The sequence below is a fragment of the Sphingomonas faeni genome, from assembly GCF_040407565.1.
GTDB classification, from domain to species: domain Bacteria; phylum Pseudomonadota; class Alphaproteobacteria; order Sphingomonadales; family Sphingomonadaceae; genus Sphingomonas; species Sphingomonas faeni_F.
Genome location: NZ_JAPZPR010000010.1, coordinates 76850 through 96949 on the forward strand (window position 1 = coordinate 76850; position 20100 = coordinate 96949).

15 protein-coding genes are annotated in these 20100 nt (G+C 66.0%); 12 read left to right on the forward strand and 3 right to left on the reverse strand.

Annotation, left to right across the window (positions count from 1 at the left end; genetic code table 11):
- Positions 1-26: 26 nt before the first annotated feature.
- The 3 genes from O6Y00_RS18670 (at position 27) to O6Y00_RS18680 (ending at position 2554) form a co-directional block, all read left to right on the forward strand.
- Positions 27-1430 carry an NAD(P)H-dependent flavin oxidoreductase gene (locus O6Y00_RS18670; protein WP_353444067.1) on the forward strand — a complete coding sequence of 468 codons (1404 nt, stop codon included), beginning with the start codon at positions 27-29 and terminating at the stop codon, positions 1428-1430.
- A gap of 93 nt (positions 1431-1523) precedes the next feature.
- A complete protein-coding gene (locus O6Y00_RS18675) occupies positions 1524-2150 on the forward strand; it encodes a LysE family translocator (protein ID WP_353444068.1) in 627 nt (208 codons plus the stop codon).
- A gap of 158 nt (positions 2151-2308) precedes the next feature.
- A complete protein-coding gene (locus O6Y00_RS18680) occupies positions 2309-2554 on the forward strand; it encodes a hypothetical protein (protein ID WP_353444069.1) in 246 nt (81 codons plus the stop codon).
- A gap of 143 nt (positions 2555-2697) precedes the next feature.
- On the opposite strand, the gene O6Y00_RS18685 is transcribed toward O6Y00_RS18680, so the two are convergent.
- The gene (locus O6Y00_RS18685) at positions 2698-3696 is read right to left on the reverse strand and encodes a 2-hydroxyacid dehydrogenase (protein ID WP_353444070.1); all 999 of its coding nucleotides are present in this window, start codon (positions 3694-3696) and stop codon (positions 2698-2700) included.
- A 116-nt stretch (positions 3697-3812) separates the two neighbouring features.
- On the opposite strand from O6Y00_RS18685, the gene O6Y00_RS18690 reads away from it, so the two are divergent.
- Positions 3813-4313, forward strand: coding sequence for an SH3 domain-containing protein (locus O6Y00_RS18690; protein WP_353444071.1), 501 nt, complete (start codon positions 3813-3815; stop codon positions 4311-4313).
- A gap of 122 nt (positions 4314-4435) precedes the next feature.
- Here the strand turns inward: O6Y00_RS18690 and O6Y00_RS18695 are convergent, their stop codons facing one another.
- Entirely contained in the window at positions 4436-4798 is a 363-nt protein-coding gene (locus O6Y00_RS18695) for an endonuclease domain-containing protein (protein WP_353444072.1), read from the reverse strand.
- A 101-nt stretch (positions 4799-4899) separates the two neighbouring features.
- A complete protein-coding gene (locus O6Y00_RS18700) occupies positions 4900-6093 on the reverse strand; it encodes an acetyl-CoA C-acyltransferase (RefSeq protein WP_435368648.1) in 1194 nt (397 codons plus the stop codon).
- An 88-nt stretch (positions 6094-6181) separates the two neighbouring features.
- Here O6Y00_RS18700 and O6Y00_RS18705 point away from each other — a divergent pair, with 88 nt between their 5' ends.
- The 8 genes from O6Y00_RS18705 (at position 6182) to O6Y00_RS18740 (ending at position 20057) form a co-directional block, all read left to right on the forward strand.
- Positions 6182-6433 (forward strand): hypothetical protein, encoded by a 252-nt coding sequence (locus O6Y00_RS18705; RefSeq protein ID WP_165895429.1) that lies wholly within the window; start codon positions 6182-6184, stop codon positions 6431-6433.
- Between the two features lie 28 nt (positions 6434-6461).
- Positions 6462-7181 carry a prepilin peptidase gene (locus O6Y00_RS18710; protein WP_353444128.1) on the forward strand — a complete coding sequence of 240 codons (720 nt, stop codon included), beginning with the start codon at positions 6462-6464 and terminating at the stop codon, positions 7179-7181.
- Complete coding sequence (locus O6Y00_RS18715; protein ID WP_353444074.1) at positions 7178-7612, forward strand: hypothetical protein; 435 nt, start codon at positions 7178-7180, stop codon at positions 7610-7612. The genes O6Y00_RS18710 and O6Y00_RS18715 overlap by 4 nt, the downstream gene beginning before the upstream one ends.
- Before the next feature lie 94 nt (positions 7613-7706).
- Positions 7707-9905 (forward strand): autotransporter assembly complex protein TamA, encoded by a 2199-nt coding sequence (locus O6Y00_RS18720; RefSeq protein WP_353444075.1) that lies wholly within the window; start codon positions 7707-7709, stop codon positions 9903-9905.
- A complete protein-coding gene (locus O6Y00_RS18725; protein ID WP_353444076.1) occupies positions 9905-14146 on the forward strand; it encodes a translocation/assembly module TamB domain-containing protein in 4242 nt (1413 codons plus the stop codon). Before O6Y00_RS18720 ends, O6Y00_RS18725 begins: the two co-directional genes overlap by 1 nt.
- A 70-nt stretch (positions 14147-14216) precedes the next feature.
- Entirely contained in the window at positions 14217-15689 is a 1473-nt protein-coding gene (locus O6Y00_RS18730; protein WP_353444077.1) for a flavin-containing monooxygenase, read from the forward strand.
- A 547-nt stretch (positions 15690-16236) separates the two neighbouring features.
- Positions 16237-17589: an EAL domain-containing protein gene (locus tag O6Y00_RS18735; RefSeq protein ID WP_353444078.1), complete on the forward strand. Its 1353-nt coding sequence runs from the start codon at positions 16237-16239 to the stop codon at positions 17587-17589.
- Positions 17586-20057: an ATP-binding response regulator gene (locus O6Y00_RS18740; protein ID WP_353444079.1), complete on the forward strand. Its 2472-nt coding sequence runs from the start codon at positions 17586-17588 to the stop codon at positions 20055-20057. Before O6Y00_RS18735 ends, O6Y00_RS18740 begins: the two co-directional genes overlap by 4 nt.
- Positions 20058-20100 lie beyond the last annotated feature (43 nt).

Below are 20100 nucleotides of genomic sequence, written 5' to 3' on the forward strand. Positions count from 1 at the left end.
CCGTATTTTCCGGGAGAGGTGACGTCGTGTTCAAGGGCCTGAAGCCTATCGTCTATAACGGTCGCGAAGTGTGGCCGCTGGTGGAAGGCGGCAAAGGCGTCGCGGCGACCAACCATGCCTCGGCCGGCGCTTGGGCCGCCGCGGGCGGCATCGGTACCGTGTCCGCTGTCAACGCCGACAGCTACGATCCCGACGGCAAGATCATTCCGCAGGTCTATGAAGCCCTCACTCGGCGGGCCCGCCACGAAGAACTCGTCGAATACGCCATCGAAGGTGCCGTCCAGCAGGTCGAGCGCGCGTATGAGATCGCCGACGGCAAGGGCGCGATCAACATCAACGTGCTGTGGGAAATGGGCGGCGCGCAGCGGATCCTGCACGGCGTTCTCGAACGCACGCGCGGCAAGGTTGCCGGCGTCACCTGCGGTGCGGGCATGCCGTACAAGCTGTCCGAGATCACCGCGTCCTACGGCGTCAGCTATCTGCCGATCGTCAGTTCGGGGCGTGCGTTCCGTGCGCTGTGGAAGCGCGCGTACTCGAAGGCGGCCGAGTGGCTTGCCGCGGTGGTGTACGAGGATCCGTGGCTCGCGGGTGGGCATAACGGCCTGTCGAATGCCGAAGACCCGTTGAAGCCGCAGGACCCGTATCCGCGCGTGAAGGAACTGCGCGACGTGATGCGCGAAGGCGGGATTTCCGACGACGTGCCGATCGTGATGGCGGGCGGCGTCTGGTATCTGCGCGACTGGAACGACTGGATCGACAATCCCGAACTGGGCACGATCGCGTTCCAGTTCGGCACGCGACCCTTGCTGACGCGCGAGAGCCCGATCCCGCAGGGGTGGAAGGATGCGCTGACGCAGATCGAGCCCGGCGACGTTCTGCTGCACAAATTCTCCCCCACCGGCTTCTATTCGTCTGCTGTCCGCAATCCGTTCCTGCGCTCGCTCGAAGCACGCTCGGAGCGCCAGATCGCGTTCTCGACGCAGGAGGCGGGCGATCACGTCTTCCAGCTCGACGTCGGCGTGAAGGGCAAGAATTTCTGGGTCACCCGCAACGACCTGCTGCGCGCGCGCGGCTGGTTCGGCGAGGGCTATACCGACGCGCTGAAGACGCCGGACAACACGCTGGTGTTCGTCAGCCCGACCGAGAAGGGCATGATCCGCAAGGACCAGGCCGACTGCATGGGCTGCCTGTCGCAATGCTCGTTCTCGAGCTGGGCGGATACCGAGACGAACTCGACCGGCCGCCTCGCGGATCCGCGCAGCTTCTGCATCCAGAAGACGCTGCAGGACATCGCGCATGGTGGGGATATCGACCAGAACCTGATGTTCGCGGGCCATGCGGCGTATAACTTCAAGAAGGACCCGTTCTACTCGAACGGGTTCGTGCCGAGCGTCGGGCAGCTGGTCGACCGGATTTTGACGGGGGACTGAGGTGCGTCACGCGGGGTCTGCGACAGACGCCGCCTGCGATCCTGGGCTCTTGCTCGCGTAGGAGGGCGAGGTGACCTTTCTAGGAAACCGCGCATGACCTTGCATATGTGGTGGCTCTTCATTGGCGCGGTGTTCCTGCTCTGCGGGACGCCCGGGCCGAACATGCTGCATGTCATGACGCGCAGCGTGTCGTTCGGCGTACGGCGCAGCATTGCCGCGATGGCAGGCTGTCTGACCGCGCTGGTGCTCGTGCTGGCCGCCTCGGCGGCGGGCGTGTCCGCGTTGCTGGCGGCGTGGCCCCGCGTCTTCGACGCCTTGCGCTATGTGGGCGTCGCGTACCTCGTCTTTCTCGGGATCAAGGCCTGGCGCGGCGCCGGCGCGCCGATCGACGTCGGCGCGGACACGCTGCCGACGACGCTGTCCAAGAGTCGCCTTTACCGCGGCGGGTTCGTGATCGGGATCAGCAACCCGAAGCTGCTGCTCTTTGCCGCGGCATTCCTCCCGCAGTTCGTCGACCGCGCGTCGCCGCAGGGACCGCAGTTCGCGATCCTGGTGGCGACGTTCGCGGTGGTCGAGAGCTTCTGGTACGGCATCTATGCGGCGGGCGGACAGACGCTGGCCAGATATCTGACGCGTCCGGTACTTCGGCGTGCGTTCGATCGCGCGACCGGGGCGATCTTCGTCGGCTTCGGGCTCGCGTTGTTGCGGGTGCGATCCTAGCGGTTCGCCTTGCCGTTTGCGGGCATTACGCGCATAGCGACGGCATTGCGGCGCTTCGTACGAGCGAGCCGCGACTGAGAGATGCTTTGCGCTCCCGCTCCGAGCCGGGAATGCCGTATGCGTATCGATCCAGTTTCAGCGAACACCGGACTCTCGTCGTGACGACGGGCAGTGAAACCGTCGTGCCGATCTCGCGGGCGGTCAACGTCAGCGTCGAGCAGCCGCAGGTCGTTGCGATGTGCAAGAAGCATGACGCGATCATCAGTGCGATCGAGACGCTGCCATCGGGAGGCACGCGCGTCGTGCTCATGAACAGTGCGGATGCGGCAAAGATCATCAAGGCGTTCGGATCGAAGGTACTGACCGGGACTGTTGCGCGGACGCATTGGATGCGCGCGGTCTGAGGGTTTTGTAATCCTCCCCCGCCAGGGGGAGGTGGCTGGCACTTGCCAGTCGGAGGGGGAGGAAAGCGAAACGTCGCGTGTCCTCCCTTCCCTCACCTTCGGCGGCACCTCAACCCTTGCGGGGGAAGATCGACGGCTGAAGCTCAGACCCAGCCGTCGAGCACCTGATCCGGCGGGCGATGGCCATCGGCCCACATCCGGATATTCTGGATCACGCGCTCGCCCGACGCCATCCGCCCTTCGAGCGTCGCCGAGCCCATGTGCGGCAGCATCACGACGTTGGGCAACGCCAGCAGCCGCGGATCGATCGCCGGCTCGTGCGCCCAGACGTCGAGCCCGGCGCCCGCGAGCTTGCCCGCCTCCAGCGCCTCGACCAGCGCGCCCTCGTCGACGATCCCGCCGCGCGCGGCGTTGATGAGGTACACGTGCGGCCGCATCAGCGCGATCCGGCGGGCGTCGATCAGGTCGCGGCTGTCGGCGTTCAGGGGCGTGTGGATCGTGACGATGTCGACCGCCCCGAGCATGTCGTCGAGCGATGCATGGAAGGTGGCGGCCAGCTGCGCCTCGCGGACCGCGGGCAGGCGGGTGCGGTTATGATAATGGATCGTCAGCCCGAATGCGCGTGCCCTCAGCGCGACCGCCTGGCCGATCCGCCCCATCCCGACGATGCCGAGCGCCTTGCCGCCGATCCGGTGGCCAAGCATCCCACCCGGGCTCCAGCCGTTCCACTGGCCCGAGCGCACCAGCTTCTCGCCCTCGGCCAGTCGCCGCGGGACCGACAGGATCAGCGCCATCGTCATGTCGGCGGTGTCCTCGGTGAGCACCCCTGGCGTGTTGGTGACGATGATCCCGCGCGCGCGCGCCGCCTTGAGGTCGATGTGGTTCACGCCCGCACCGTAGTTGGCGATCAGCTTCAGGCGGTCGCCCGCGCCGGCGATCAGGTCGGCGTCGATGTCGTCGGTGACGGTCGGCACGAACACGTCGCAATCGGCCATCGCCGCGGCAAGCTGGTCGCGGTCAAGTTTGGTGTCGGAGCGGTTGTTGTGCGTGTCGAACAGCGCCTCCATCCGGTCCATGAGCGTGTCGGCCAGCTCGCGGGTGACGACGACCTTGGGGTTCGGACAGCGGCGTGTGTCGGTCATGCTACCGGCTTGGCGAAGGCGGGCAAGCGCGTCAATCTTGGAGCCGCGATTGTCGGTATCGACTCCGGTTGAGCAATGCGTGGCATAGCGATAGGACGGGGTTCGCCAGTTAGGACATGACCATGCGCATTCTCGCCGCCGCGCTTTCCGTTTTCGTTGCCACCGCGCTGGTGCCCGACCCGGTGACCGCCGCGGATGCGACGAAGAAGCGCGTGCCCTATTACGCATCGATCTCGGCATCGCGTGCGCGGATGCGGACCGGGCCTGCGCGAACGTATCCGGCGAGCTGGCTGTATCAACGCCAGGACCTGCCGATCAAGGTGGTCGCGATCTTCAAGGAATGGCGCAAGGTCGCCGATCCCGATGGCACGGAAGGCTGGATGCAGGCGAACCTGCTCAGCGGCACGCGCACCGCTATCGTCCACGGCGCGGGGCCGGTGGAGATGCGCGAGAAGCCCGTCTCGTCCGCCAAATTGCTGTGGCGTGCAGCGCCGGGCGTGGTCGGGCGGCTGAGCCAGTGTGGCAATGGCTGGTGCCGGATGGACGTGAAGGGGCAGGCGGGGTTTGTTGCGGTTGGGGGGCTTTGGGGTGTTGAGGCTGGTGAGGTTTTGCCTTGAGGGTTGAGAGGGCTGTTTAATCGGCGGCGTCGCATGATCCGGAAGCCGACCCACCCCCGGCCCCTCCCTTTCAGGGAAGGGAGTAAGAAGAGGGTAACGTCCCCCTGTAGTCGACTGCCCTTCTAGCTCCCCTCCCTGGAAGGGAGGGGTTGGGGGTGGGTTGGCTGCTGAAGACGGACAACGCTTGCCAGGATCGTTTCCGCTACGCCGTCTGGGTTTCGAGCGACGTCGGAGTTCCAGAACCGGATCACCGTCCAACCAAGTTCTTCCAACCGCCGTGTCCTCGAACGGTCCCGAACCGAGTCGATGTGTTGGCTGCCGTCGAACTCCACCGCGAGGCGCACCTCCCGACAAGCCAGATCGACGATAAACCTTTCGACGACCAACTGCCGCGTGAACCGCGGGCGAAAATACGCGACCTTATGCCAGATCGCGATCTCGGCATCGGTCGGGTGGTTGCGCAACTCCCGTGCACGCCGCGTCATCTCGGGAGGAACTCGCGGCATCCTTCGAGACTGCGCCCGGGAGTCGTGGAGGGCAACCCACCCCCGGCCCCTCCCTTTCAGGGAGGGGGGAAGTCAGCGGATCAGTTCATCAATTCCACTGCCATCGCGGTCGCTTCGCCACCGCCGATGCAGAGCGAGGCAAGGCCACGCTTTTGGCCTGTGGTTTCGAGCGCCGACAGCAACGTCGCGAGGATCCGCGCGCCGCTAGCGCCGATCGGATGGCCGAGCGCGCACGCGCCGCCGTGGATGTTCACCTTGTCGTGCGGCAGACCTAGGTCGCGCATCGCGATCATCGCCACCACCGCGAAGGCTTCGTTGACTTCGAAAAGGTCGATGTCCGACGCCGACCAGCCGGCCTTCTCCATCGCCTTGCGCATCGCGAACACCGGCGCGGTCGTGAACAGCGACGGGGCATGCGCGTGCGCGGCGTGGGCCACGACCCGCGCGATCGGCTTGATGCCAAGCCGGTCCGCAATGCTCGCACGCGTCATCACCAGCGCGGCGGCACCGTCCGAGATCGACGAGGCGTTGGCGGCGGTAATCGTGCCCTCCTTCGAGAAGGCGGGCTTCAGCGTCGGGATCTTGGCGACGTCACCCTTGGCCGGCTGCTCGTCGAGCGAGACTGTTGTCGTGCCCTTGCGACCTGCAATATCCACGGAGACGATCTCGCGGTCGAACGCGCCGGACTTCTGCGCGCGCTGTGCTCGGTGCAGCGATTCGATCGCGTAGTCGTCCATCTGCTTGCGCGTAAACTGATATTCGTGCGCGGTGTCCTCGGCGAAATTGCCCATCAGCTTGCCGGGTTCGTACGCATCCTCGAGCCCGTCGAGATACATGTGGTCGTACATCCGGTCATGCCCGATCCGCGCGCCGCCGCGGTGGCTTTTCGAGAGGTATGGCGCGTTGGTCATGCTCTCCATGCCGCCGGCGACGAGCAGGTCGACCGAGCCGGCCGCGAGCGCATCCGCGGCGAGGATCGCCGCCTGCATCCCCGACCCGCACATCTTGTTGACGGTCGTCGCCTCGACATGATCGCCAAGCCCTGCATTAATCGCAGCCTGTCGCGCCGGCGCCTGGCCGAGGCCCGCTGGCAGCACGCACCCCATGTAGATCCGCTCGATCTCAGCGGCGGAGACGCCCGACCGCTCGACCGCACCGCGCACCGCATCGGCACCGAGCTGCGTCGCGGTGGCGCCGGCAAGCGCACCCTGGAACGATCCCATCGGCGTGCGCGCGTAGGACAGGATGACGATGGGATCTCGATCGGCGGCCACTTCACTCTCCATATATTCTTCTGCCCCCGTATCTGGGGTTGATGTGCGGCAATACAAAGCACTGCGGGATGCGCCTAGACCTCCCGTCATGGAAACACTCATCACGACGCTCAAATGGTGTGCCGCAGGGTCGGGGGTGATCGCCGCCTTCATGGTGTCGCTCGATTTCGGGCGGCGCGTGACGGGGTGGGGGTTCGTGCTGTTCGTCGGCTCGTCGATCGCCTGGCTGAGCGGTGCGGCCTTGACCGGGGACTGGGCGCTGGGCACGCAGAACATCGTGTTGTTCGGGATCAACCTCCTAGGCGTGTATCGCTACCTGGTGCGGAAAACGGGTGTCTGAGGCTGCGTTCTGGGCGGTGTTGCTGGGGATGCTCGGGGCGATCATCGGCAGCTTCGTCGCGGCACTGGTGACACGTTGGCCCGACGGGCGGTCGGTGATGCAGGGGCGATCGGCGTGCGATGGCTGCGGGCGAACGCTCCGCGCGGTCGAGCTGGTACCGTTGCTGAGTGCGCTCGTCCTGCGCGGCCTGTGCCGAGGATGCGGTGTCGCGATCAGTCCGGTGCATTGGCGGATCGAGCTGGCGGGGTTGGCGATCGGCTTGGGCGCGGGGCTCGTCGCTCCCGGGGTAGTCGGCATCGCCGGCGCGATATTCGGTTGGCTGTTGCTCGCGCTGGCAAGTCTTGATCTCGTCGCGTTCTGGCTGCCCGATCGACTGACGATGCTCCTCGCTGCGACCGGGCTCGCCAGCGCCGCGCTCGGCATCGACCCGCCGCTCCCCGCGCGACTAATCGGCGGTCTCGCCGGGTTCGGCACGTTGTGGCTGGTCGCGTTCGGCTACCGACATTTGCGTGGCCGCGACGGGATGGGCGGCGGCGACCCGAAGCTGTTCGGCGCGATCGGGCTGTGGCTCGGGTGGCAGATGTTGCCCGCCGTCCTGCTGATCGCGAGCATGATTGGGCTCGGCGTCGTCCTTGCCGCACGCCTCAAGGGACGCGGCATGGCAGCGGACACCGCGCTTCCATTCGGCGCGTTGCTGGCGATCGCGGCTTATCCCGCGTGGCTGTTCATGATAGGCGTGACGCCATGATATCGCTCGCTCTTATGCTCGCGCTGCAAGCTGCGACGCCTGCGCCAGCTGCCAATTCAGGTCCCGGCCCCCTCGGCGCGATCGGCACGCAGAAGCTCCCCGCCAAGGGATGCGCCGCGTATCTCTGGAGCATGGACGCCGGCCGGCAGCTCGTCGCGATGGCCACCGCCGACCCCGCGCAGATCCGCCTGGCGATCGACGGCAAGACCAATGACTACGCGATGACGACGCAGTCGCCCGCGATCGGCTTCGGCTTTGGCGGCGTCACCCAGTATCGCGGCGGCGACGTGACAGCGACGCTCGACATGGCGGTCGCCGTCCGCGCCGACATCTCCGCCGGCGCGACCGTGACGTCCGCGACGCTACGGATCGACCGCCCCGGACGCGATACGATCGTCATGCCGGTCGGTGGCCTAATCGGCTGTGTCTGAGGTTAATTTTTGTGAAACCAAGCCGTCCTATGTGCGTTACGTGGACGAACATGGGGGTGAATCGAGCACGATCGCTGCCTGTAAAGGGGATTGTGTGACAGCTTCGAACAGCCGGCATCATTGGCTCGCTCTGGCGTTGGTAGCGTCGACAACGGGGTTCGCGGGCGCCGGTTCCGCGCAGTTGGTGAAGCCGGGCACCGCCCCGGCCAAGGGCCCCGACGCGCCCAAGCCCAGCGACCAGCCACAGTCGAACGACCCGCGTTCCAACGCTCCGATCGTGCCGGACGCCGAGTTCGACAGCGCCTTGCCGCCGTTGAGCGGTGACCTGAATGCGCCATTGGAAGCGATGGCGCCGTTGCCTGCTCCCTCGACGCAAACACCCGCGACTCCCGCCGCTGCAACGCCCCCCGCGACCACGCTCGCCGGCGACGTCCTGCCCCCGACCGGCCCGAGCGATCCACAACTCGCGCAACCGCTGACGCCGCTGTCGAGCTTCGACACGACCCCGCTCCAGACCGCGGCGGACGTCAAGGACAAGGACGCGCCGGAGATCCGCTACGAGACCGCCACCAAGGGCCTCGACAAGGCGGGCGACGGGCTCGAAGGCGAATACAAGGCGCTGTCCGCACTCGCCGAGGGCAAAGGCAAGGCGGCGAACGCCACGCAGGTCGCGGCGCGTGCGCGCGAGGACGAGGCGCTGGCGGTGCGGCTGCTGAAGTCGCTCGGCTATTACGACGCGACCGCGATCTCGACGATCGAGACGATCCCCGACGCCGACAAGACCAAGCCCGCGCGGCTGAAGGCGACCGTCAGCGCGCAACCCGGCCGGCTCTATTCGCTGTCGTCGATCACCGTGAAGGCGGACGCGACGACCCCGCCCGACCTCGTCCGTACGCAATTGCCGCTCAAGGTCGGCGATCCGATCGAGGCCGCGCGGATCCAGGGCGCGGAGGCGAACGTCAGCCTGACGCTGCCGCAGCAGGGCTATCCGTTCGTCAAGGTCGGCGAGCGCGACATCCTGCTCGACGACCAGACCCCGACCGGCGCCTACACGCTCCCCGTCGATACCGGCCCGCGCTCGTCGTTTGGCCAGCTTCGCACCGAAGGCGATCCGGTCTTCGATCTCGAGCATCTGAGCCTCTTCCCGCGGTTCAAGGCGGGCGATCTCTACGACAACCGGATGACCGACGATCTGCGCGATGCGCTGGTCGCGACGTCGCTGTTCTCGACGGTCTCGGTCGAGCCGGTCCGTACCGGCACGATCAACCCCGACGGCACCGAGCAGGTCGACCTGCTGGTCCGCCAGAGCGAGGGCAAGCCGCGGTCGCTCGGCGGCAATGTCGGGTTCTCGACCGGGCAGGGCTTCCGCGCGGAAGGCACGTGGCAGCACCGCAACCTGTTCCCGTACGAGGGCGCGCTGATCGCGTCGGTAATCGCTGGTACGCAGGAGCAGGGTCTGGCGGGCACGTTCCGCCGCGCCAACGCGGGCAAGCGCGACAAGACGTTCAGCCTGACCGCCGGTGCGAACCATTCGAATTACGACGCCTACGACGCGTTCACGACCAGCGTCGGCGTCCGCTGGAGCTACGACTCCACGCCGATCTGGCAGAAGCCGCTGACCTATTATTACGGTGGCGAACTCGTCGGCACGAACGAAAGCGTCTACGACTTCACGCAAGGCAAGGACGTCCGCCGGACCTACGGCATCGTCGCGCTGCCGGGCCAAATTAAGTTCGATCGCTCGGACAGCCTGCTCAACCCGACCAAGGGCTATCGCCTCACGCTCAACCTCAGCCCCGAAACCTCGGTGCAGGGGTCGGTCAAGCCGTACGTCCGCACGATGATCGAGGGGACGTTCTACTATCCCGTCTCCAGCAGCATCGTCATCGCCGGTCGTGCCAAGGCCGGCTCGATCCAGGGCGTCGACCGCGACGATCTCGCCCCCTCGCGGCGCTATTATGGCGGCGGCGGCGGTTCGGTGCGCGGCTACGGGTATCAGCGGCTCGGGCCGTTCGATCCCAACGGCAACCCGGTCGGCGGTCGCTCGCTCAACGAATTTGCACTCGAAGCGCGTTACCGGTTCGGCGATTACGGCATCGTGCCGTTCATCGACGCGGGCAACAGCTATGAGAGCAGCACGCCGAACCTGTCGTCCTTGCGCTACGGCGCGGGCATCGGCGGGCGCTTCTACACCAGCTTCGGCCCGATGCGGTTCGACGTCGCGACTCCGCTGAACCCCCGCAAGGGTGACGGCAAGGTCGCCCTCTACATCTCGATCGGGCAGGCATTCTGATGGCCGAAAACGGCACTCCGCACGTCGAGACGACGCCCGAAACGATCGTGGTCGAGCGGCGCCCGCTATGGCAGCGCATCCTGAAATGGCTCGCGATCCTAATCGTGAGCCTTGTCGCGCTCGTCCTGATCGTGCTGTTCGGGATCAATACCGATCCCGGCCGCCGCCTCGTCGCGGACCAGATCGGTGGCTACACGACCGCATCCGGGCTCAACATCAAGGTCGGCCGGATCGACGGCTCGATCTACGGCGCGATGACCTTGAGCGATGTCCGCGTGTCGGATCCCAAGGGCGTCTTCCTGACCAGCCCGAAGCTCGCCGTCGACTGGCGTCCATTCGCGTTCGCCAAGAATCATGTCGACGTCCGCTCGCTGACGACGCCGCTGGTCACGCTGCAGCGCCGCCCGGTGCTGAACGCGACGCCGACCGATCCTAACGCGCCGCTGCTTCCCGATCTCGATATCGACATCAACCGCCTGGTGATCGATCGCTTCCTGATCGCCAAGCCGGTCACCGGCCAGACGCATATCGTCAAGATCGACGGCACCGTGCATGTCGCCGACAAGCGCGCGCAGCTGACGACCAATGCCGCCGCGCTCACCGGACCGGGTATCGCCGGTGGTGACCGCCTGATGCTCAAGCTCGACGCGGTGCCCGACCAGAACAAGCTCGACGTAAACGTGAAGCTGACCGCACCGGTCGGCGGCGTCGTTTCGACGATGGGCTCGCTCAAGGCGCCGCTCACTGCGACCGTCGATGGCCGCGGCAGCTGGGCGGCGTGGCAGGGTCGCGCGATCGCGACGCTCGGCGGTGGGGAACTCGCCAACCTCGCGCTGACCGCGAAGAACGGCCATATCGAAGTCCGCGGCTCGACACGTCCCGGCCTGTACCTCGAAGGGCCAGTCGAGCGCCTGACCGCGCCGCAGCTCGATGTTGCGATCGACACCACGCTGAACGACCGCAAGGCCGACACGCGGATGACGCTGAAGTCGGACGCGCTCGCGGTCGACGCCGGTGGCCTGATCGATCTCGCGAACAGCCGCTTCGGCAATTTCGCGGTTAACGCGAAGCTGCTGACGCCCGGCGCGATCCTGCCGAACCTGCGCGGTCGTGATGTCACCGCTCGCGTCGTCCTCGACGGCGCGTTCGCGACGCCGACCGTCGACTACAAGGTCCGCGCCGCCACGATCGCGTTCGGCGACATGGGCGTCGAGAACCTCTACGCCGAGGGCCTCGCACGCGTGAACTCCGACCGCATCCTCGTGCCGGTCAAGGCGCGCGCGCGTCGCGTGACCGGTCTGAACGCGGCGGTCGGCGGTCTCGCGACCAACGTCGCGATCGACGGCGACTTTGCGATTTCGGGCGTCAACGTCCTCTCCGACAACCTCAAGATCCGCTCGGACAAGATCGATGCGACCGCAGTGGTCGTCGCGAACATGGCAACCGGCCGCTACACCGGCGCGCTGAAGGGGCGGGTCAACAATTACCGCGTTGACGGCATCGGCATCGTCAACCTGACGACCGACGCCAAGCTGGTGCCGGGACCCAAGGGCGGCTTCGGGATAACCGGCCGCGTCGTCGCGCAGACCTCGCAGATCTTCAACGAAGGCGCGCGCAGCTTCCTCGGCGGCAACGCGATCGTCCGTTCGGACATCGGCTACAGCCCCGAAGGCATCGTCACCTTCCGCAATCTCCGGATGAACGCGCCACAGTTCCGCGTGACGAGCGGCGAAGGTCGGTTCGATCCGGCCACCGGCGCAGTGCTGGTAAACGCCGATGCGTATTCGACCGCCTACGGCCCATTGTCTGCCCGCGTCACGGGCAGCGCGACCGCACCGGTCGTCGTCCTGCGTGCACCGCGGCCGGGCGTTGGCGTTGGCCTCGTCAACCTCAATGCGCGGATCGTCGGTCGTGGCGGCGCCTACGCCGTCACCGCGAGCGGCGGCACCAATTACGGGCCGTTCACCGCCGACGTGCTGGTCAAGCCGGGGGCGCAACTCGCAGTCGACGTGCGTCGCGTGGTGTTTGCCGGGATCGTCGGCAGCGGCCGCATCGTCCAGACCGCGGCAGGTCCGTTCGCGGGTGCGCTCCAGTTCGCCGGGCAGGGCCTGTCGGGCAACGTCCGCCTCGCCAACCAGGGCGGCTATCAGCGTGCCGACGTCGCGGCACGTGCCAACGGCGCGAAGATCCCCGGCATGGTCGACTTCACGATAGGTCGCGCGATCGTCAGCGCGACCGCAGTCCTGACGCCGACCCCGCAGATCGTCGCCGACGCACAGATCGCGGACATGCGCTACGGCGCGATCGTCCTCTCCGCGGCACGCGCGAAGGTCAACTATGTCGGCGGCAACGGCACCGCGCAGGCGCTGCTGACGGGCTCGAACGGCGTACCGTTCCGTCTCGCCGTCAACGCCAAGCTAAGCCCGAACAACTACCTTGTCGCCGCACAGGGCCAGGCGAACGGCATCGACTTCCGCACCGTCAACCCGGCGCGCATTCAGGCGGCGAAGGGCGTGTATCGCCTGTCGCCGACCCGGATCGACTTCGGTGGCTCAGGCGGTGGCTCGGCGCGCCTGGCGGGCAGCTATGGCCGCGGCACGAACGCGCAGGTCCGGCTCGATCGCCTCGACCTGTCGACGCTCTCCGCTCTCGTCCCGAACCTCGGGATCGGCGGCAAGGCGACCGGCAGCCTCGACTTCTCGCAGGCGAACTCGGCGGCCCTGCCGACCGCAGACGCCCGCGTGACCGTCACCAACTTCACCCGATCCGGCCTGGCCGCCGTCTCCGACCCCGTCGACATCGTGTTCGCGGGCACGCTCGGCGGCGAGGGCGCCACCGGCCGAGCGCTGGTTCGTCGCGGGACGTCGGTCATCGGCCGCATGGTCGCCAACCTTCGGCCGCTTCCGGCCGGCAGTGGCTCGTGGAGCACGCGCCTGATGGCCGCCCCTCTGTCGGGCGGGATCCGCTATAACGGCCCATCCGCAGTGCTGTTCAGCTTCGCCGCGATCCCGAACCAGCAGCTGTCGGGGCCGATCGCTGTCGCCGCCGACTTTTCCGGGCGCCTGTCCGCACCGCAGCTGAACGGCGTCGTCCGCGCCGACAACCTGACGTACGACAACGAAACCTATGGCACGCGTCTGTCGCAGATGCGGATCGCCGGACGGTTCTCGAACACCGACCTGCAACTGACGCAGCTGACCGCCAAGGCCGGCGACGGCACCGTTCAGGCGCAGGGCAGGATTGGCTTTGCGGCGGACAGCGGCTTCCCGATCGACATCCGCGCGACGCTGAACAATGCGCAGCTTGCCAAGAGCGACGCGATCAGCGCGACTACGACGGGCACGGTCCACCTGACGAATGGCCGCGACGGTGGCCTGATCCAGGGCGATCTTCAGATCCCCGAGGCGCGCTACCAGATCATCCGTCAGGGCCAGGCCGAGGTTCCCGAACTGACCGGTGTCCGCCGCAAGAGCGATATCCGCAGGCCGGTCTCGACCGATCGCTCGGACGTGCCTGCGATCGGCAAGTTCAAGCTCGACCTTCGCGTCCGTGCGCCGAACCAGCTGTTCGTCTCGGGCATGGGCCTCGAATCCGAGTGGGAGATGGACATGCACATCGGCGGCACCTCCGCCGCGCCGATCATCACCGGCGGCATGGACGTGGTCCGCGGTACCTATTCGTTCTCTGGCAAGCGGTTCGAGGTGAACAAGGGCCAGATCCGCTTCCGCGGCGGTGCGCTGACCGATCCGGACATCAACATCCAGGCGACCACGACCACCAGCGACATCACCGTCGTCATCAACGTCACCGGGACCGGCCAGAAGCCGCAGATCGCGTTCACGTCGACGCCGGTGCTGCCGCAGGATGAAGTGCTCAGCCGCCTGTTGTTCGGGTCGAGCCCGGCCAATCTGTCGGCGACCGAGGCGATCCAGCTGGCGTCGGCGCTGAACTCGCTGCGCGGGTCGGGCGGCGGCGGTCTGAACCCGCTCGGCAAGCTGCGCTCGGCGACCGGTTTCGACCGGTTGCGCGTGCTCGGCGCCGATCAGGCGACCGGGCGTGGGACGAGCCTCGCGGCGGGCAAGTACATCACGAAGAACATCTATGTGGAGATCGTGACCGACGCGAAGGGCTTCACCTCGACCCAGCTCGAGATCGCGTTGACCAAGGCGCTGAGCCTGTTGTCGGCGGCGGGATCGAGCGGCGGGCAGAGCGCGAGCGTGAAATATACGAAGGACTATTGAGTAAAGATCACAACAGGATAGGTTCGGTTATGAAACCTACGGCGTAACGCCGGGGGCATGAGGATGCAGCATGACCGAACATGTCGACGTGATCGTGGTGGGCGCCGGCATTTCCGGGATCGGTACCGGCTACCACCTGCAGACGCGCTGCCCCGACCGGAGCTACATGATCCTCGAGGGCCGGCAGTCGATGGGCGGGACGTGGGACCTGTTCCGCTATCCCGGCATCCGCTCCGATTCGGACATGCATACGCTCGGGTTCGTCTTCCACCCCTGGACGGCGGCCAAGTCGATCGCCGACGGCCCCTCGATCCGTGCCTATGTCGAAGAAACGGCGCAAGCGTACGGCATCGACCAGAAGATTCGCTACGGCCATCACGTCAAGTCGGCGGCATGGTCTACCGAGGACGCGCGCTGGACGGTCGAAGCGACCGGACCGGATGGCCCGGTGACGCTGACCTGCAACTTCCTTTCGATGTGCGCGGGCTATTACAATTACGCCAAGGCCTATTCGCCTGAGTTCGAGGGGGCGGACAGTTTCGCCGGGCAGATCGTCCACCCGCAATTTTGGCCCGAGGACCTCGACTATAGCGGCAAGCGAGTCGTCGTGATCGGCAGCGGCGCGACCGCTGTGACGCTGGTCCCGTCGATGGCGAAGACCGCGGCGCATGTGACGATGCTCCAGCGCTCACCGACGTATATCGTCGCGCGGCCGGGCGAGGACGGCGTTGCGAATTGGCTGCGCGGCAAGCTGCCAGCGAAAGCGGCCTACGGCATCACGCGGTGGAAGAACGTGCTGATGGGCATGTTCTTCTACCGGATGGCACGCAAGAAGCCCGCGGTCGTCAAGGAGCGGATGATCGGCATGGTCCGCGATCAGCTCGGCCCGGACTATGACGTCGCGACACATTTCACCCCGCGCTACAATCCGTGGGACCAGCGCGTCTGCCTGGTCCCCGACGGCGACTTGTTCACCGCGATCAATGCCAGCACCGCCTCGATCGTCACCGACACGATCGCGCGAATCACGCCCGACGGCATCCACCTCGATTCGGGGCAGGACCTGCCCGCCGACGTGATCGTCACCGCGACCGGGCTCGAACTGCAACTGATGAGCGGAGTCGCGTTCAGCCTCGACGGCAAGCCGATCGAGCTCGCCGGGCGGCTGCAGTACAAGGGGATGATGTTCGACGGCGTACCGAACCTGTCCTCGACCTTCGGCTACACCAACGCGTCGTGGACGCTGAAGGCCGACCTGACCGCCGTGTATGTCTGCCGCCTGCTCAACACGATGACCAAGCGCGGCCTGCGCCAAGCAACGCCGCACAACGACGATCCGACGATGAAGAGCGAGTCGTTCCTCGACTTCACCTCGGGCTATGTCCAGCGCGCCGCCGCTGCACTACCGACGCAGGGCGAGCGCAAGCCGTGGAAGCTCAACCAGAACTATGCGCTGGACTTGATGGCGTTGAAGTTCGGCTCGGTCGACGATGCGATGGTCTTCTCGAACCCGGCGGTCCGACGCGTCGCGCAGGTCGCCTGACCGGGCGACCCGCCGCCCGTCGCTGGTTCGCGCGACGTAGGTGAACCTCGGCGTCCGGCTCCGTGCCGATCACCTGTCCGAACGCAGGATTGCGGCGGGGAGGAGGCATTCCCGTGCCCTTAACTTGCCTGGCCGGTGGTCAGTTTGCCGGCGATTCACGCAGTCTATACAATTGATCTAAATCAATATTTGTGCGCTGCAAGGGCGGAAACTACTGACTAATTTGTCACTGTCATCGGTTCGTCAAATACCGTCAGCCTCGATCAAGTGTCGGCCCGACTACCGAGACACGTCCTTATTCGACGCATCACCGATATTCGGACCGACCGACGTCATTCACCAGGGGCGAATGTGGTCGTAGATCAACGAGATAATGAGCTTCAGCATGTTTTATGCTCCCTTATTGACACCCTTGAGGGTGCCCCCGCCTGATACTCACTAACGGCGCGTTAAACAATCACGTTTGTACTTTATTAACCATCTTTGCGCGAGCTAGTCGGGCGAGTGCTTAAGGGTATCTTTATGCGTGCCGGCTATCGCGGACGGCATGAGGGAAGTTCCGCATGCGCAGTTCGAACACGGCATCTCGCGCGCCGTAGCGCCAACGATCGATCCGGTCGCGTCGGCGACGTCCCGGAACAGTGTCTTTTCCCACGGTTCTCAATTGGGTTGGCGCTTTCTCGTCCTCGTCGAAATCGCCAACTTCGCGCTGCTGCGGCGGCATCTCGGCAGGCTCAGGGCGGATACGCTGATCGTCGATGTGGCGGCGCGGATCGGCATTGCGCTACCCGATGCGCGGGTCATGATCGCCGGTCGCGAGGTGACGGAGATCGCGTTCGAGAGCGACGCGCGCCTGGCGCTGGACGTTGCCGTCGCCGCGCTGGAGGTCGCGTTCGAGCGGCCCTTCGATATCGACGGCGAATCGCACGTCGTCCATGTCCGGCTCGGTGCTGCCGCCGCCGGTGACCACCGCGACGACGTCCACCTGATCGAGGAAGCGGAGCGCGCGCTCGTCGAGTCGCGAACGGAGCGGGTCGCGGTTGCTCGCGACGTATCGGGCGATACCGCCGTCATCGACCAGATCGAACTCGCGCGCGACCTGACGCTCGCGATCGAGCGCGAGGAGCTGTTCCTCCAATACCAGCCCAAGGTCCACCTCCGCCGGCAGCAGATCACCAGCGTGGAAGCGCTCGTGCGCTGGAATCACCCGACCCGCGGCCTGGTGCTGCCGAACGACTTCATTCCGCTTGCCGAAGAGTCGCGCGACATCGTCGCGTTGACGCTCTGGACGATCCGCCGATCGATCCAAGACCAGAAGACCCTCGCCGACAAAGGTCATGACCTCCGCATCTTCATCAATATCGCCGGCGTGTTGCTGGCCGACAAGCGCTTCGTCCGCCGCGCCTGCGCGCTGGTCGAGTCGAGTGGCGCGCGGCTCGGATTCGAGATCACCGAAACTTCGGTCATCCGCGATCCGGAGGGCGCGATCGCCAACCTCAAGGTCTTCGCGGATATCGGCATCGTCATCGCGATCGACGATTATGGCGCAGGGCTGTCGTCGCTGGCCTATCTGAAGCAACTGCCGGCCCGCGAACTGAAGATCGACAAGCTGTTCGTGACGCAGCTGACCAGTTCGAACCGCGATCCGCTGATCGTTCGCTCGACGATCGATCTTGCGCATGCGCTGGAGATGGAGGTGGTCGCGGAAGGTGTCGAGACGCAGGCCGCGATGGCGCTGTTGTCGGTGATGGGCTGCGACATGATCCAGGGGTTCCTGATCAGCCGTCCGATCAATCTCGATGCGTTGATCCACTTTCTGGAGGACGGGAAATATCAGGCGATGGCCGCCGATATCCGGGCGCCGTTCAATCGACTGGCCACCGTGTGGAAGCGCGGATGAGCGTATCGATCCGGTCGATCGTCACGATCGCCGCCGCGTTTCTGCTGGCCGCCGGGCTGCCCGTTCCCGCATCGGCCCAGCCGGCATCGACCGCCGTCGGTGAATATGAAAAGTCGGTGGCGGACGCGAAGGCCGCGATGCTTATCGATCCCGTCACGGCGCTGGCCAAGGCCGTCGTCGCCGAACGCTACGCCGAACGGATCGGCGGGACGGCGCAGCGCGGCATTGCCGTCGCCACCGCGCGGTGGTTGCGCGGGGAAGCCCATCTTCGATCGAATGATTCGGACAGTGCGGACCTGCCGCTGAGACAGGCGATCGCCGCGGTCACGCGCCATGAGCCGAGATCGAAGCTGCAAGCGGACGTCCTTTTGTCGCTGGGTTGGCTGGACAGCAATGAGGGGCGGGCCGGCAACGCGCTGATCGATTTCCAGCGGGCGTACATCATCTACCGCAGGCTGCTGGACGCGCGCGGCCAATCCCGGGCGCTCGTGTTCCTGGCGTCGCTGTACACGCAGGCGATGGACCCTGACACGGCCGACAAATACTATGACCAGGCGCTCGACGTCTACAAATCCGATATCAACATGGCGGTATCGATCTACAATAATCGTGGTTTGATGTTCGCGGAGTCCGGGCAGTTCGCCAAGGGTGAAATACAGCTCGAAAAGGCGTTGGTGGCGGCCAAGCAACTCGGCAGCCATAACCTGCTGCAACAGATCTACATCAATATCGCGCGTGTCGAACTGGACATGGGCAAGCTCGCCAAGGCGGATCGGACGATCGCTTCAGCGCGTCAGATCGCCGACCAAAAGGACTCGGGCCTGATCGTCCGCCTGGACGCTACCGAGGCACAGTCGGCGCTTCAACACGGCCAGCCAGCGCGCGCGAAGGCGCTGCTGACCCGTGCACTCGGCGACGTCGACACCAAGCTTACCGGCATCTCGTTCAGGGACGTGCATCAGACCGCCTATGATGTGTTCCGCGCGACGGGCGATTGGCAAAATGCGCTGGTGCATCTTCAGGCGTTGAAACGGCTCGACGACAATGCGACCAAGCTGGCGACGAGTACGAAGACCGCACTGATGGCGGCACGGTTCGATTTCGCCAACCAGGAGCTGAAGATCAGCCAGCTCAAGGCGAGCGATCTTCAGCGCAGCATCGCGTTCGAGCGATCACGGGCGCAGACGCAGCGTTACATATTCCTGGGCGCGGCGGCCGCGGTCGCCGTGGTCATCGCGCTGCTGGCGTTCGGCGTGATCACGCTGCGGCGCAGTCGCGATCAGGTCCGTGCCGCGAACGACGATCTCGCGGTGACCAACAGTGCGCTTGGAAAGGCGCTGGCGGCGAAGACCGAATTCCTGGCGACTACCAGTCATGAAATCCGTACGCCGCTCAACGGCATCCTCGGCATGACGCAAGTGATGCTGGCCGACGCGACGCTCGCCCCGGTCCTGCGCGACCGGCTCGGCGTGGTGCACAGCGCGGGCGTGACGATGCGCGCGCTGGTCGACGATATCCTCGACGTCGCCAAGATGGAGACCGGCAACCTGACGATCGAATCCGCGCCGTTCGATCTTCGCGCGACGGTGACGGACGCGACCCGGATGTGGGAAGAGCAGGCTCGCGCCAAAGGACTTTCGTTCAAGGTCGATCTCGGCGGGTGTCCGACGATGATCATCGGCGATGCGGCCCGGGTTCGTCAGATCGTCTTCAACCTGCTGTCCAACGCGCTGAAATTCACCCAGGCCGGTCGCGTCGCGCTGACGGTCGATGTCGACGCCGACGATCGTTTGAGGGCTGTGGTGACGGATTCCGGTATCGGCATCCCCGCCGACAAGCTCGACGAGATATTCGAATCGTTTCGCCAGGCGGATGCCGGGACGACGCGCCAGTTCGGCGGGACCGGGCTGGGACTGTCGATCTGCCGCAACCTCGCCCGCGCGATGGGCGGCGACGTGACCGTGGACAGCAGGGTGGGGCAGGGGACCAATTTCACGCTGGTGCTGCCTCTGGTCCGCGCCGAAGAGGCACGCGTCGCAGCCGTGGCGTCCGATACCGGCCCGGTGACGCTGGTCGTCGATCGCAACCCCATTACCCGCAGCATGTTCAAGACGCTGCTGGCGCCGCATGGCGCGCCCGTCATGTGTGTCGTGTCCGCCGACGATGCCGTGCTGCAGCTGGAGGCCGGCAACGTGGCGCGGGTGCTGATCGACGACGCCACCATTCGGGTAGGCGGCGACACGCATGCCGCCCTGTCCAGGATTGCGGCCGCCGCGGCGTCGTGCGACGCGGAGACGACACTGTTATGGCCAGTTTCGGCGCCGTCCGAACGCGACGAATTGCTGGCGACTGGGATTACCCGGGTCGTTGCCAAGCCGGTGAGCGGGGGCGCTCTGGTAGCCACGATGTTCGATATGAATGTTTCGAAAAACAACGCAAATGCGGACCTTGTGCCGCGGGCAGCATGAGGCGTAGATGCTGCGGAATGCCCTTTCGTTTTCCTCCGTTCGT

Coding starts and splice junctions, on each gene's coding strand:
- O6Y00_RS18675 (WP_353444068.1), top strand. CDS start 1,524: ATGACCTTGCATATGTGGTGGCTCTTCATTGGCGCGGTGTTCCTGCTC.
- O6Y00_RS18685 (WP_353444070.1), bottom strand. CDS start 3,696: ATGACCGACACACGCCGCTGTCCGAACCCCAAGGTCGTCGTCACCCGC.
- O6Y00_RS18690 (WP_353444071.1), top strand. CDS start 3,813: ATGACCATGCGCATTCTCGCCGCCGCGCTTTCCGTTTTCGTTGCCACC.
- O6Y00_RS18695 (WP_353444072.1), bottom strand. CDS start 4,798: ATGACGCGGCGTGCACGGGAGTTGCGCAACCACCCGACCGATGCCGAG.
- O6Y00_RS18705 (WP_165895429.1), top strand. CDS start 6,182: ATGGAAACACTCATCACGACGCTCAAATGGTGTGCCGCAGGGTCGGGG.
- O6Y00_RS18710 (WP_353444128.1), top strand. CDS start 6,462: ATGCTCGGGGCGATCATCGGCAGCTTCGTCGCGGCACTGGTGACACGT.
- O6Y00_RS18715 (WP_353444074.1), top strand. CDS start 7,178: ATGATATCGCTCGCTCTTATGCTCGCGCTGCAAGCTGCGACGCCTGCG.
- O6Y00_RS18725 (WP_353444076.1), top strand. CDS start 9,905: ATGGCCGAAAACGGCACTCCGCACGTCGAGACGACGCCCGAAACGATC.
- O6Y00_RS18730 (WP_353444077.1), top strand. CDS start 14,217: ATGACCGAACATGTCGACGTGATCGTGGTGGGCGCCGGCATTTCCGGG.
- O6Y00_RS18735 (WP_353444078.1), top strand. CDS start 16,237: ATGAGGGAAGTTCCGCATGCGCAGTTCGAACACGGCATCTCGCGCGCC.
- O6Y00_RS18740 (WP_353444079.1), top strand. CDS start 17,586: ATGAGCGTATCGATCCGGTCGATCGTCACGATCGCCGCCGCGTTTCTG.